The sequence below is a fragment of the Microbacterium sp. BWR-S6Y genome (genome assembly GCF_041379845.1).
Classification (GTDB): Bacteria; Actinomycetota; Actinomycetes; order Actinomycetales; family Microbacteriaceae; genus Microbacterium; species Microbacterium hydrothermale.
The window spans coordinates 443,398-456,408 of record NZ_JBFECV010000001.1 but is presented as its reverse complement, the minus strand read 5'-3'; the positions used below and the strand labels follow the sequence as shown (position 1 = coordinate 456,408).

Sequence of the window (13,011 nt, the reverse complement as noted above, 5' to 3'; positions counted from 1 at the left end):
CGGGCCCCTTCGCGGTCCGGGATGCCACGCGGGGCGACGTGCGCTCCGGGCGGTCAGGAGGGGCGCGGCGGAGCGGTGGAGGAACGCACGACGAGCCGCGTGTCGGCTTCGGTGCGCCGGGCGACCTCGCCCGTGCCCTCGATCATCCGCACGAGCATGCGCGTGGCCTCGATGCCCTGGGCCTGGGGGAACTGCTCGATCGTGGTGAGCGAGAACATCTCGGCGTAGTCGTGACCGTCGATGCCCACGACGCTGAGCTCGGTCGGGACCGAGATGCCCATCCGGCGCGCGGCGATGATCACGCCGATCGCGACCTCGTCGCACGCGGCCACGACGCCGGTGGGCCGTGAAGCGGCGTCGGCGAGGAACGACGCGGCCGCGGCGTAGGCGTCGGTGATCGTGAGGGTCGACGGGACGCTGCGGATGCGGATCGCCAGGCCGTTGTCGTTCATGGCGTTGCGGTAGCCGATCGACCGCTCGTCGACGTCTTTCGCGGGGGCGTCGGTGGGGGGTGTGCTGCCGACGAAGGCGATGTCGGTGTGCCCCAGCGAGATGAGGTGCTGCGTGATGATGCGGGTGATCGCGATGTTGTCGAGCCCGAGCGTCGGGACGCCCGACAGCGCGTTGCCGATGCTCACGACGGGCTTGCCGATGTTCGCCAGGCGCTCGAGGTCGGCGTCGTCGGGTTCGAGAGCGACGGCGATGATGCCGTCGAACCTCTTGCGCGCCAGGTAGGTGGAGTAGAGGCTCTCGCGGTCGCGCGAACCGGGCTCGGCCACGTAGAGCGTCACGTCGTAACCGAGGGGGATGAGCGTGCGCTCGACCCCTTCGACGATCGAACCGAAGTACCAGCGGTTGACCTTGGGGACGATGAGCGCGATGGTCCGCGTGCGGCCGGTGGCCAGGCTCACCGCGCTCGTGGACGGGACGTAGCCGAGGGATGCCGCGGCGTCGGCCACGCGCTGACGCGTGCCGTCGGAGACGTAGCCGCCGCCCGTGAGAGCGCGGCTCGCCGTCGACTTGGACACGCCCGCCAGGCGTGCCACATCGGCGATTCCGCTCATTCGCTGGTCTTCCTCGTGATGCGTCGACGTCCGTGTCGACGTCGAAGAAGAGTATCCGACAATCGAGGAAAGTGGAACCGGTTCCGGGATGCGGCGTGCCGCTTTTCCGCCGTCTTTCCGCTAGTTATCGGTTCGTGACCTGACGCTTGTTGCAACTCTTGTGGATTGCCTCTACGGTTGCCTGGAATCGGTTCCCGACAGGGTCCGATGCACCACCGAACTCAAAGAGGAGAGACCACATGGGTATGTCACAGCGGTATCGCCTGCTGGCTCCCGTCGGGCTGCTGGCGGTCGGAGCGATCGCACTCGCGGGCTGCGCCGAGGGTGACAGCAGCGGATCGGGCGGATCGGGCGGCGGCGAGACCACCGTGCGCATCGCCGGCGGTATCACCGGCACCGAGGCCGACGCGCTGAACCAGAGCTTCGAGCAGTTCACCAAGGACACCGGCATCAAGGTCGTGTACACCGGCGACAAGAGCTTCGAGGGCAACATCGTCACGAAGGTGTCGGGTGGCGACGCCCCCGACATCGCGATCGTCCCGCAGCCGGGTCTGCTCAAGACCCTCATCGGCACCGGCGAAGTACAGAAGGCCTCCGACGCCGTCTCGTCGAACGTCGACGAGTACTGGGGCGAGGACTGGAAGTCCTACGGCACGGAGGACGGCACCTTCTACGCCGCCCCGATGCTCGCCAACCTCAAGGGCTACGTCTGGTACTCGCCGGCGAAGTTCAAGGAGTGGGGCGTCGAGGTCCCCAAGACGCTCGACGAGCTGATGACGCTCACCGCGACCATCCAGCAGAAGACCGGGGCCGCCCCGTGGTGCGCCGGCTTCGCCTCCGACGCCGCTTCGGGGTGGCCGGGCACGGACTGGGTCGAGGACATGGTCCTGCGCCTGTCCGGTCCCGACACCTACGACAAGTGGGTCGCGAACGAGGTCAAGTTCACCGACCCCGAGATCAAGCAGGCCTTCGACGCCGTGGGAGACATCCTCCTCAACCCGTCGTACGTGAACGCCGGCTTCGGTGATGTGCGCAGCATCAACTCGACCGCGTTCGCCGACGTGGCCGCCAAGGTCGCCGACGGCAGCTGCCCGATGACGCACCAGGCGTCGTTCCTCTCCGCGAACTTCCTCACGGTCAAGAACGCCGCCGGCGAGACGCCCACGATCGCCCCCGACGGCGACGTGTACGCGTTCCTGACCCCCGGCGTGACCGAGGGCGAGCTCGCGGTCGAGGGTGGCGGCGAGTTCGTCGCGGCCTTCTCCGAGGACGAGAACGTTCAGAAGGTCGTCGAGTTCATGTCGACGCCCGAGTTCGCCGACGCCCGCGTCAAGCTCGGCGGTGTGATCTCCGCCAACAAGGGCGCCGACCCCTCCCTCGCCTCCAGCGAGTTCCTCACCGAGGCGATGAAGACGCTGCAGGACCCCAACACCACCCTGCGCTTCGACGCCTCCGACCTGATGCCGGCCACCGTCGGTGCCGGTTCGTTCTGGAAGGGCATGGTCAGCTGGATCGACGGCACGCCCACCGACGAGGTGCTGAGCAACATCCAGGCCGGTTACGACAACTGATCGACCTGAACCAATCGATGGGCCGCCCGCGACGCGGGCGGCCCATCCGGTCCATACTCATATTCCGCCCCAGGCACCACACGGGCACTCATCGATGAGCACGAAGGCGTGTTCGGGAGGGACGTCATGACCGATATCAAGAACGCGGAGACGACGCCGGCGGCGTCGCCCCCGCCGACCGGCCGGGGCAAGGCCGCGTCGCGCGGGTCCGCGGCATCCAATCGGACCACGCTTCTCGTGGTCCTGGTGGGGCTCATCCTCGTGGTGGCGCTCTTCCTCTTCATGGTGACGCGCGCCCCCGCCGACACCAAGCCGACCACGCTCGGGTTCTCCCTCAACAGCTTCTTCATCTGGCTCGGCGGGCTCAGCCCGATCGTGCAGATCCCCCTCGTCCTCGTGGTCTTCGGGGCGGTCGTGGGACTGCTCCTGCTCCTCATCGAGTACGCGCCCCGCTCGGGCAAGGGCTACTTCTGGCTGCGCCTGGTCGCGTGCTTCGCCGTGCCGATCCTCGCGTTCATGCTGCTGCGCCCGTACCAGAACGCCGTCATCTATGTGCTCGGCATCGCGGTGATCCTCGGCGCGATCCTCTTCTACGCCGACTACCGCTCCCGCCAGGGAGCCGGCTACCTGTTCCAGCTCATCCTCTTCGCCGCGCCCGCCGCGATCCTGCTGCTGATCGGCCTCGTCTACCCGGCGATCACGACCTTCTTCCAGTCGTTCTTCGACAAGACCGGCGACAACTTCGTCGGTTTCGAGAACTACATCTGGACCTTCACGAACCCCGAGGGCTTCTGGTCGGTCATCAACACCCTCATCTGGGTGCTGCTCGCCCCGACCATCGCGACCGCGATCGGTCTCGCCTACGCCGTCTTCATCGACCGTGCGGCGGGGGAGAAGTACCTCAAGGTGCTCATCTTCATGCCCTTCGCCATCTCGTTCGTGGGCGCGGGCATCATCTGGAAGTTCGTCTACGACTTCCGCCAGGGCGACCAGCTCGGCATCCTGAACGCGATCGTCACCGCCTTCGGCGGCCAGCCGATCTCGTGGCTGTCGGCCTCTCCGCTGATCAACACCCTGCTGCTGGTCGTGGTCTTCATCTGGAGCCAGACGGGTCTGGCCATGGTCATCCTGTCGGCCGCCATCAAGGCGGTTCCGCCGGAGCAGAACGAGGCCGCCGAACTCGACGGGGCGAGCGCCTGGGAGCGTTTCATCAACGTCACCGTGCCCGGCATCCGCTCGTCGCTCATCGTCGTGCTCACCACGATCGCCATCGGCGCGCTGAAGATCTACGACATCGTCGCCGTCATGACCGGCGGTCGCAACGACTCGACCGTGCTCGCCTTCGAGATGGTCAACCAGCAGCAGCGGTTCCAGAGCTACGGCCACTCCGCCGCGCTGGCCGTGGTGCTGTTCCTCTTCGTGCTGCCGCTGATCATCTTCAACGTGCGCCAGATCCGGAAGCAGAGGGAAGTGCGATGACCACCTCCACCGTGGTGCTCGAGCCCACCACCGACACCCGCTCGGCCCGCCAGGTCGCCCGCGACACCCGCAAGCACGAGGCGATGGCGCGCAAGCGCCTGACCTCGAAGGGGGCCACGATCGCGGCGATCGTGATCGCGTTCTTCTGGACGATCCCGACGTTCGGCCTGTTCATCACCTCGTTCCGCCCCGGCTCCGACACGCAGTCGACCGGATGGTGGACGGTGTTCGTCGACCCGTCGTTCACCCTGGAGAACTACCGGCTCGCGCTGACGTCGGGCGGCACCGCCCTGACGCTCGCGCAGTCGTTCCTCAACTCGCTCGCCATCACCATCCCGGTGGTGCTGTTCGCTTTGGCGATCGCCTCGCTCATCGCCTACGCGTTCGCGTGGATCGACTTCAAGGGCCGCAACTTCTTCTTCATCTTCATCTTCGCGCTGCAGATCGTGCCGCTGCAGATGGCCCTCGTGCCCCTGCTGAGCCTGTTCTCGCGCGGACTGACGATCAACGACGTGACGATCTTCCCGGGCTTCGACCTGCGCGGTGTGGAGCACAGCTTCGCCACCGTGTGGATCGCGCACGTGATCTTCGCGATGCCGCTGGCCATCTTCCTGCTGCACAACTTCATCGCCGAGATCCCGCACGAGGTGATCGAGGCGGCGCGCGTCGACGGCGCCGGCCACGGGCAGATCTTCTTCCGCCTGATCCTGCCGCTCGCCGCCCCCGCGCTGGCGTCGTTCGCGGTGCTGGAGTTCATCTGGGTGTGGAACGACCTGCTGGTGGCGACGATCTTCGCGCCATCGTCGTCACTGCCCCTGACGCAGTCGCTGAACTCGCTGTCGGGTACCTGGGGCGACCAGTGGTTCCTCCAGTCCGCCGGTACCTTCATCTCGATCCTCGTGCCGCTGATCGTGTTCTTCCTGCTGCAGCGCTTCTTCGTGCGCGGCCTGCTGGCGGGGGCCACGAAGGGCTGAGGTCCGTTCGACGAGAGGGGCACGGCATCCGGAAGGGTGTCGTGCCCCTCTCGCGTGTGCGGGGCGCGCGTGCGGGGAGGGGCGGATGCCGACGGCGCGCGGTGACCGCGTCACGGGGCCGCGAGAAACGGCATCCGTGACGAGACACGCAGTGCGGGGGCGTTCCTCGTCACGGATGCCGTTTATCGCGGTGTTACGGGCACCCGAGGGCGGGCGCGGGGACGGGGCGGGCGCGGGCGCGGGGCGGGGCGGTCAGGCGGTGCAGGCGAGGCGCGACTGGATGTCGCGCATGGCGTCGAGCTCCGACGACTGACCGGTCACGATCGCGCCCGCGACCTCTTTCACGCGCGCGTCGTCGCCCAGCTCGATCACCGCCTGCGCCATGGGGATGGCGCCCTCGTGGTGGCGGATCATCAGATCGAGGAAGAGGCAGTCGGCCGGCCGGCCCTCGGCGCTGCGCAACGCGTCGAGCTGAGCGTCGGTGGCCATGCCCATCTCGGACAGCAGCTCGTCCTGCGTTTTGGCCGCGGTGTCGCCGTGGCTGTGCGCGTCGGACTTCTCCATCCACGTCATCAGCGGCTGGCTCGAGGCCTGGGGGAGACCCCACTCGACCAGCCAGCCGAACATCTCGCCCCGCTGACCCGACTGGGTCACGGCGATGTCGTACGACAGCGTGCGCAGTTCGTCGTCGGAGGTCTTGCGGTAGATCTCCATTGCCATCAGCACCGCCTGCGTGTGGTGCACCTGCATGTCGCGGGCGAAGCCGGCATCCGCCGAGGTGTCGGCCGGGTGCGCGGGGGCCGCCGTCGCGCCGAACGCCGTGAAGCGTCCGACGGCGAAGGCGACCGCCATCACGGCGACGGCGACGAGCGCGACGACGGCCCACCGGACCGCGGGACGCGCGACCGGAGTGTCGTCGCTCATCTCAGGCCCTGCCCGGCCCGTTCACACCGCCCGAGCACGGGGCGTTCGGCTCGGGGGCGTTCTGGCTGCGCCAGTACTCGGTGAAGAACTCCGCGATGCGCGGGTCGTCGGCGCTGTCGACCTTGAGCTGGTGGTCCCACGCGCTGACGGCGATCGGGGTGTCCATGCCGGGGTAGGGCGAGAGCAGCGCGTAGCTGGAGGGCATGACGGCCTTCAGCGCGTCGATGCCGGCCTGGTCGACGCGCTCCGGGTCGTACGTGATCCAGATCGCGCCGTGCTCGAGGGCGTGCACCGCGTTCTCGTTCTGCTGCGGCTCGGTGTACACGCCGCAGTTCAGCCACACGGGGTTGTGCGGGCCGCCCGCGGGCGGGGTCTGGTCGTAGGTGACGGTGCCCTGCACGTGGTCGGAGCGGTTCTCGAAGCTCTGCACGCCGTCGATCTCGAGGCCCGTGCTGTTGCCCGCTTGGTAGCTGGGCGGCGGCGCCGGGGCGAAGGCGAAGGATGCCACGACGAGACCCACCACGGCGAGGGCGGCCGTGGAGCCGACGACCCACCACACGAGCTTCCCGCGCTTCCGGCGGGCGACCTGCTTCTGGTACTCGGCCAGTTTCTCCTGGCGCTTCTGCTCGCGCTGCTGCTTGACGGTGAGGTCGATCTGGGCCTGCTTCGCGGGGTTTCCGCTCGCGCGCTTGTCGGAGGGGGAGGTCATGCGCTGTGTTCGTCTCTCTTCGGGGCGGGACACATCGGCATCCGCCGACCTGTCCAGACTATTCGGGTGAATGGGCCGTGGGCCTGGGAGGAAACTCCGAGACCGGGATGGTGGCCCGTGGGGGAGTCGCGATAGTATGACGATGTCGAATCGATTCGAGGTTCGACGTTCCCCCCTTTTTCCCAGCCCGGCTCGCACCGGGCTGTCCGTGTTGCGAAACGAAACCAGACGTGCTCGATACTGCCTCCCACCCCGTCGTCCTGACATCCTCGTCCGCCGTGCCCACCAGCACCGGCGCCATCCGCACGCTCGGGAAGAACCCCTCGACCGCCCCGATCGTCTTGCACCCGGGTGACTCCATCCCCGCGTCCCGGCGGGTGCTGTACATCCTGGTGCTCGGCGCGCTGACGGCCCTCGGCCCCTTCACGATCGACCTCTACCTGCCCGCCTTCCCGGTGCTCGAGGCCGACTTCCAGACGACCGCGGCCGCGATCCAGCTCACCCTGACCGGCACGATGATCGGCTTCGCGCTCGGCCAGCTGATCGTGGGGCCCCTGAGCGACAAGGTCGGTCGGCGCATCCCCCTGCTCTCGGTGACCGCTCTGCACGTGGCCGCGAGCATCTTCGCCGCGCTCGCCCCCACGCTCGAGACGCTGTCGATCGCGCGCGTGCTCATGGGAGCCGGGGCGGCCGCGGGCGGTGTCGTGGCCGCCGCCATCATCCGCGACCTCTTCGGCGGGCGTCGGCTCGTGGTCATGCTCTCGCGCATGGCGATGGTCTCGGGGGTCGCTCCCGTGCTGGCCCCCCTCGCCGGTTCGGCCCTGCTGCTGGTGATGAACTGGCGCGGCATCTTCGTGGTGCTCGCCGTGTACGGCGCCGTCATGCTCGTCTCGGCGATCCTCTTCGTGCCCGAGACGCTCCCGGCCGCGCGTCGCGGGGGACCGGGATCGAGCACGGTGTGGCAGCGCTACGCGAGCGTGTTCCGCGACCGCGTGTTCATCGGCGTGCTCATCATCGGCGCGATGACCTTCAGCGGACTCTTCTCCTACCTGTCGGCGTCGTCGTTCCTGTTCCAGGTCACCTACGGGTTCAACGCGCAGCTGTACGGCGTGCTGTTCGCGGCCAACTCGATCGGCGTGGTCGTCGGCGTGCAGGTCGCCTCGCGCCTGGCCGCCCGCTTCGGCCCGCAGTGGGTGATGGCGTTCTCGACCGCGGTCCTGGTGCTCGCGGGAGGCGCGATCGTGGTGTTCGACCAGTTGGGTCTCGGTCTGTGGGGAACGGTCATCCCCCTGTTCTTCTTCATGACCGCGTGCGGGTTCACCTTCCCGTGCGCCCAGGTGCTCGCCCTCGACCGTCACGGCAAGGCCGCGGGCACGGCGCAGTCGATCATCGGCGCGGCCAACTTCGGCGTCGCGGGCATCATCTCGCCCGTCGTGGGACTGCTCGCGACAGGGTCGGGCATCACCGCCACGACCATGGCATCCGTGATGGTGGGCTGCGCGGTCATCGGAGTGCTGTCGCTCTGGCTGCTGGTGCGTCCGCGCACCGTGGAGCGCCTCGCCCCCTGAGCCCCGTCTCGGCGGGTCGACACAGTTCCGTGCCGTGCCCTGTCGTGCCGACCGTGTCGGCCCGGTCGCGAACAGTAGCAGGACGGGCGGTCGGCGCGTCGACCGTTCCGTCGACGGCGCGGACGCGGCATCATGAGGCGATGGATGCCGCTGCGATCGAAGACGTGCTCGACACGCGCCCGCAGCGTTTCCGCGCCGTCGTCGGGGTCGTCCTCATCGCCCTCGCCTGCGGCCTGGGCGCGTGGGTCTTCTTCCGCGGCCCCAGTCCGTTCGCCGTCGACGTGTGGTGGAACCAGCTCTTCGCCGCGGCGCCCTCGCAGCCCGTGTACGTCTTCGCGCTGGCGATGGACACCGTCGGCGGACACGTCACGGCGGTGCTCGTCGTGCCGGTGCTGGGCGCTCTGGCGCTCCTCTTCGTGCGCAGGCGATGGTCGGCGCTGTACTTCCTGGCCGCATCGGTGGGCAGTGCGCTGCTGGTGCAGGTGCTGAAGCACACGTTCGGGCGGGCACGTCCCGAAGACATCCTGATCCTCAGCGACTACGGCTCGTTCCCCTCGGGACACACCGCGAACGCGGCGACGATCGCCGTGGTCGCGGCGGTGCTCTTCCCCCGCGCGTGGGTGCGCGTCGTGGGCGTCGCGTGGGTGGTGCTGATGGCGTTCAGCCGCACGTATCTGCACGCGCACTGGCTCTCGGACACCGCGGGCGGCGCGCTCGTGGGAGCGGGGGCCGCGCTCGTGCTCGCCGCCGTGTTCTCGCGCCTGCGCGCGCGGGACGAGGATCGACTGACCATCCGTCGCCTGCGCAAGACGGATGCCGCGCGGGAGAGCTCGTCGTAGGCTGACGCGCATGAGCGAGCCCGGCGCCGTGCCCTCCGATCCCTCCGCGACCGATGCCGAGGTCGCGCGCCTCCGGGCCGAGGCCGAGGCCGCCGAAGCGGAACTCCGACTCGCCCGAGCGCGCGCCGACCTGGCGGCGGCCGAGGCCGCGGCGGCGGCGGCGCGCGTCCGCGCGGCGGGAGGCGGCGGTGCGGTCCCCGCTGAGGGCGGCTCGACGGCGGTGGGGAACGGCTCGACTCGGGCGGGGGACGGCGGTGCGGTCCCCGCGGCGGGCGCCTCGACGCCGGCGGGAGGCGGCGGTGCGACGCAGGGTGGGGGTCCGGTCGCGGCATCCGTCCCGGTCTCGGCGGCGTCCGGCTCTGCGGCGCCCGTTCCCGACGTGCAGGGCGCCACCACCGGCCCGGCCTCCGCCGACCCGGCTTCCGCCGCGCCCCTCACCGACGCGCAGGTCGCCGCGATCGCCACCGGGTACTCCGCCGACGGTGCGGCCCTCGACCTCGGCGTCCTCGTGAACGGTGGGCCGGTGGCATCCGTTCCGATCCGCATCCCCCTGGCCATGACGAACCGGCACGGCCTGATCGCGGGAGCCACGGGAACGGGCAAGACGCGCACGCTCCAATTGCTCGCCGAACAGCTGTCGCAGAACGGGGTGCCGGTCTTCGCGGCCGACATCAAGGGTGATCTGTCAGGACTCGCGGCGGCCGGCACGCCGAGCGAGAAGCTCGCCGCCCGCACCGCCGCACTGGGTCAGGAGTGGACGCCCCGGGCGTACCCGACCGAGTTCTACGCGCTCGGTGACGACGTGGGATCGGGTATTCCCGTGCGGGCCACCGTCTCGGGGTTCGGTCCGCTGCTGCTGAGCCGCGTGCTGGGGCTCAACGCGACGCAGGAGTCGAGCCTCGGCCTGGTGTTCCACTACGCCGACGAGAAGGGTCTGGCTCTGGTCGATCTGTCCGACCTGCGCGCCGTGCTGACCTACCTCACGGGCGACGAGGGCAAGGCCGAGCTGAAGGGCATCGGCGGTCTGTCAGCCGCGACCGCCGGTGTCATCCTGCGCGAGCTCGTGGCCTTCTCGGCCGCCGGAGCGGACACGTTCTTCGGCGAGCCCGAGCTCGACGTCTCGGTGTTCCTGCGCACGGATGCCGATGCCGGCGGCGCGGGCATCGTGAGTCTGCTCGAGGTGCCGAACGTCGCGGCGCGGCCCGAGCTGTACTCGACGTTCCTCATGTACCTTCTCGCGGAGCTGTACGAGGTGCTTCCCGAGGTCGGCGACCTCGACAAGCCCAAGCTGGTGTTCTTCTTCGACGAGGCCCATCTGCTGTTCCGCGACGCCTCCAAGGCCTTCCTCGACGCGATCACGCAGACCGTGCGCCTGATCCGCTCGAAGGGGGTCGGAGTGTTCTTCGTCACGCAGACCCCGAAGGACGTCCCCGGCGACGTGCTCGCCCAGCTCGGTTCGCGCGTGCAGCACGCGCTGCGCGCGTTCACTCCCGACGACGCCAAGGCCCTCCGGGCGTCGGTGCGCACCTACCCCGACTCGGGATACGACCTCGAGCGCGTCCTGCAGGAGCTGGGGACGGGCGAGGCCGCCATCACGGTGATGAGCGAGCGCGGCGCTCCGACGCCCGTGGCCTGGACGAGGCTGTTCGCCCCGCGCGCGTCGATGTCGCCCGTGACGGCGGATGCCATGGCCGCGGCCGTGGCGGCATCCTCCCTCTTCTCCGTCTATGCGACGCCCATCGACCGCGAGTCCGCGCGTGAGATCCTGGGCGCCCGCATGCAGGCGGCGACCGACGCGCGGCTCGCGGAGGAGCGGGCGAGGAAAGCCGCGGCCGATCAGGCGGAGTACGCGAAGCAGAAGGCGGCGATCGACAAGGCCAACGCAGAAGCGCAGAAGAAGGCGCAGCGCGAGTACGACCGGATTCTGAAGAGCACCGCCGCTCCGCGCAGCCGTTCGAGCGCGCCGGCCGCGGGCCTCGACGGACTGCTCGGACGCGGGGCGACGAAGAGCATCGTCAACGGCGTCATCCGGGGGTTGTTCGGCAACAGTCGTCGCCGCTGAGCCGGGGCGGTGGCGGCTCCGGGTTCGCGCGGGGTGGGGGTCTGCGCGGGCTCAGGGGTTTGCGCAGGCTCAGGGATCTGCACGAGCTCAGTGGGATCCGGGGGTTTCGGGCTGAGGTTGTGCGGATGGGTGAGGTTGTGGGGCGGCGCGGTTGTCGGGATTTGCGCACGCTCAGGGATCTGCACCGGGTCAGTGGGATCGGAGGGTTTCGGGCTGAGGATGTGCGACTCGCTGAGGGTGTAGGGGCGCCGTCGGCTCGAGCGACGAGGGGCGCCGCGCGGGCGCACGACAGGCGGAAGGGGGGCGGATGCCGGGAGGGTTGGCATCCGCCCCCGCCGGTCACGTCACGAGCGGCGGATCGCCAACGGCATCGTCGTGGTGTCGATGAGCGGGTCGTCGTCCTGACGTTCGACGAGGGCCTCGGCCTCGGCCGGGGTCTCGACGGTGGGCACCGAGCCCAGGAGCGGACGCTTCGCGGTCTCGCGCATCGACAGCAGGGCGACGAGCCCGAGCGCGGCGAAGAACATGATGTAGAACGCCGGCATGAGGGTGTTGCCGGTCAGGTCGATCAGCGCCTGGCTGAACAGCGGCGTCGTTCCGCCGAAGAGCGAGACGGCGACGTTGTACGCCACGGCCATCGCGCCGAAGCGCGAGGCCGTCGGGAACAGCGCGGGGAGGGCGGACGCCGAGATCGCGACGTAGAACGCCACCGGGACCGCCGCCATGAACAGCGCGATGATCACGGCCCACAGCTCGCCGATCTGCATGATGAGGAAGGCCGGGACGAGCAGAACCAGGGCCGATCCGGCCGCGATCGCGTAGACGGGCTTGCGGCCGATGCGGTCGCTGAGGCGGCCGATGAAGGGCAGGGCGGCCGACATGATCAGCAGCACCGGCACCGTCGCGATCGCCGCGGACAGGTTCGAGACGCCGACCTCCTTCTCGAGGTAGGTCGGCATGTAACTGGTGAGGGCGTACCCGGCGGTGTTGGTCGCCGCGACCAGCGCGATGCCGATCAGGAGCGCCTTCCAATGGTGGCGCACGATGCCCACGAGGCCCTGACGCGCCATGGGGTCGTTCGCGTCGGTCTCGACCGTCCCCGCCTGCTCGAAGGCGGGCGTCTCGGGGATGCGCAGGCGGAAGTAGATCGCGACGATGCCCAGCGGGATCGCGAGGAGGAACGGAATGCGCCAGCCGTAGTCGATCATCGCGTTCTCGCCCGAGATCGAGGTGGTGATCGCCGTCGTGATCGCCACCGCCGACGCGCCCGCGGCGAAGCCGACGTACGAGCCGACGTCGAGCCACGACGACCAGAAGCCGCGACGCTTGTCGGGGGAGAACTCCGACACGTAGGTCGTGGCCCCGGCGTACTCGCCGCCGGTGGAGAAGCCCTGGACCATCTTCAGCAGGTAGAGCGGGATGATCGCCCAGAGTCCGATCTGGGCGGAGGTGGGCAGGATGCCGATGAGGGCGGTGGCCGTGGCCATCATCGCCATCGTCAGGAAGAGCACCTTCTGCCGGCCGATGCGGTCGCCGAGCGGGCCGAGTACGAACCCGCCGAACGGACGGACGAGGAAGGAGATCGCGAAACCGAGGAGCGTGACCAGCAGGCCCCACGGGGCGGGGACGTCGGAGGCGAAGACGGTGGTGAGCGTGACCGCGAGGTAGCCGTAGATGCCGAAGTCGAACCACTCCATGAAGTTGCCGACGACGGTGCCGCCGATGGCGGTGCGCACGCGCTTCTTGTCGACGACGATGACGTCGTCGACCTCGAGCCGGGGGGCTCCGGATGCCGAGGGGGTTTTCTCGTTCATCCTTCTA

General features: G+C 69.4%; 10 protein-coding genes. 6 read left to right on the top strand and 4 right to left on the bottom strand.

Annotated elements, in window-relative coordinates; genetic code table 11:
• Positions 1-53: 53 nt before the first annotated feature.
• Positions 54-1,064, bottom strand: a complete 1,011-nt coding sequence (locus AB1K56_RS02125) for a LacI family DNA-binding transcriptional regulator (protein WP_371204341.1) — start codon at positions 1,062-1,064, stop codon at positions 54-56.
• Between the two features lie 239 nt (positions 1,065-1,303).
• On the opposite strand from AB1K56_RS02125, the gene AB1K56_RS02120 reads away from it, so the two are divergent.
• The 3 genes from AB1K56_RS02120 to AB1K56_RS02110 all read left to right on the top strand — a co-directional run bounded on the left by AB1K56_RS02120 (position 1,304) and on the right by AB1K56_RS02110 (position 5,088).
• Positions 1,304-2,635, top strand: coding sequence for an ABC transporter substrate-binding protein (locus AB1K56_RS02120; protein ID WP_371204340.1), 1,332 nt, complete (start codon positions 1,304-1,306; stop codon positions 2,633-2,635).
• Positions 2,636-2,761: 126 nt separating this feature from the next.
• On the top strand, positions 2,762-4,114 hold the full coding sequence (locus AB1K56_RS02115) for a carbohydrate ABC transporter permease (protein WP_371204339.1): 1,353 nt from the start codon (positions 2,762-2,764) through the stop codon (positions 4,112-4,114).
• On the top strand, positions 4,111-5,088 hold the full coding sequence (locus AB1K56_RS02110) for a carbohydrate ABC transporter permease (RefSeq protein ID WP_136586798.1): 978 nt from the start codon (positions 4,111-4,113) through the stop codon (positions 5,086-5,088). The genes AB1K56_RS02115 and AB1K56_RS02110 overlap by 4 nt, the downstream gene beginning before the upstream one ends.
• Before the next feature lie 252 nt (positions 5,089-5,340).
• On the opposite strand, the gene AB1K56_RS02105 is transcribed toward AB1K56_RS02110, so the two are convergent.
• Positions 5,341-6,012, bottom strand: a complete 672-nt coding sequence (locus AB1K56_RS02105; RefSeq protein WP_371204338.1) for a DUF305 domain-containing protein — start codon at positions 6,010-6,012, stop codon at positions 5,341-5,343.
• 1 nt (position 6,013) lies between these two features.
• Positions 6,014-6,721, bottom strand: a complete 708-nt coding sequence (locus AB1K56_RS02100) for a DUF3105 domain-containing protein (RefSeq protein WP_371204337.1) — start codon at positions 6,719-6,721, stop codon at positions 6,014-6,016.
• Positions 6,722-6,951: 230 nt separating this feature from the next.
• Between AB1K56_RS02100 and AB1K56_RS02095 the strand changes: the two genes are divergently transcribed.
• The 3 genes from AB1K56_RS02095 to AB1K56_RS02085 all read left to right on the top strand — a co-directional run bounded on the left by AB1K56_RS02095 (position 6,952) and on the right by AB1K56_RS02085 (position 11,190).
• A complete protein-coding gene (locus AB1K56_RS02095; RefSeq protein ID WP_371204336.1) occupies positions 6,952-8,289 on the top strand; it encodes a multidrug effflux MFS transporter in 1,338 nt (445 codons plus the stop codon).
• Positions 8,290-8,429: 140 nt separating this feature from the next.
• Entirely contained in the window at positions 8,430-9,128 is a 699-nt protein-coding gene (locus AB1K56_RS02090; RefSeq protein WP_371204335.1) for a phosphatase PAP2 family protein, read from the top strand.
• A 10-nt stretch (positions 9,129-9,138) separates the two neighbouring features.
• Positions 9,139-11,190: a helicase HerA-like domain-containing protein gene (locus AB1K56_RS02085; RefSeq protein WP_371204334.1), complete on the top strand. Its 2,052-nt coding sequence runs from the start codon at positions 9,139-9,141 to the stop codon at positions 11,188-11,190.
• A gap of 344 nt (positions 11,191-11,534) precedes the next feature.
• On the opposite strand, the gene AB1K56_RS02080 is transcribed toward AB1K56_RS02085, so the two are convergent.
• Positions 11,535-13,004 carry an MFS transporter gene (locus AB1K56_RS02080; RefSeq protein ID WP_264631411.1) on the bottom strand — a complete coding sequence of 490 codons (1,470 nt, stop codon included), beginning with the start codon at positions 13,002-13,004 and terminating at the stop codon, positions 11,535-11,537.
• Positions 13,005-13,011 lie beyond the last annotated feature (7 nt).

Excerpts from the sequence above, each read along its gene's own strand:
- AB1K56_RS02125 (WP_371204341.1), bottom strand. The coding sequence starts at position 1,064 with ATGAGCGGAATCGCCGATGTGGCACGCCTGGCGGGCGTGTCCAAGTCG.
- AB1K56_RS02120 (WP_371204340.1), top strand. The coding sequence starts at position 1,304 with ATGGGTATGTCACAGCGGTATCGCCTGCTGGCTCCCGTCGGGCTGCTG.
- AB1K56_RS02115 (WP_371204339.1), top strand. The coding sequence starts at position 2,762 with ATGACCGATATCAAGAACGCGGAGACGACGCCGGCGGCGTCGCCCCCG.
- AB1K56_RS02110 (WP_136586798.1), top strand. The coding sequence starts at position 4,111 with ATGACCACCTCCACCGTGGTGCTCGAGCCCACCACCGACACCCGCTCG.
- AB1K56_RS02105 (WP_371204338.1), bottom strand. The coding sequence starts at position 6,012 with ATGAGCGACGACACTCCGGTCGCGCGTCCCGCGGTCCGGTGGGCCGTC.
- AB1K56_RS02100 (WP_371204337.1), bottom strand. The coding sequence starts at position 6,721 with ATGACCTCCCCCTCCGACAAGCGCGCGAGCGGAAACCCCGCGAAGCAG.
- AB1K56_RS02090 (WP_371204335.1), top strand. The coding sequence starts at position 8,430 with ATGGATGCCGCTGCGATCGAAGACGTGCTCGACACGCGCCCGCAGCGT.
- AB1K56_RS02085 (WP_371204334.1), top strand. The coding sequence starts at position 9,139 with ATGAGCGAGCCCGGCGCCGTGCCCTCCGATCCCTCCGCGACCGATGCC.
- AB1K56_RS02080 (WP_264631411.1), bottom strand. The coding sequence starts at position 13,004 with ATGAACGAGAAAACCCCCTCGGCATCCGGAGCCCCCCGGCTCGAGGTC.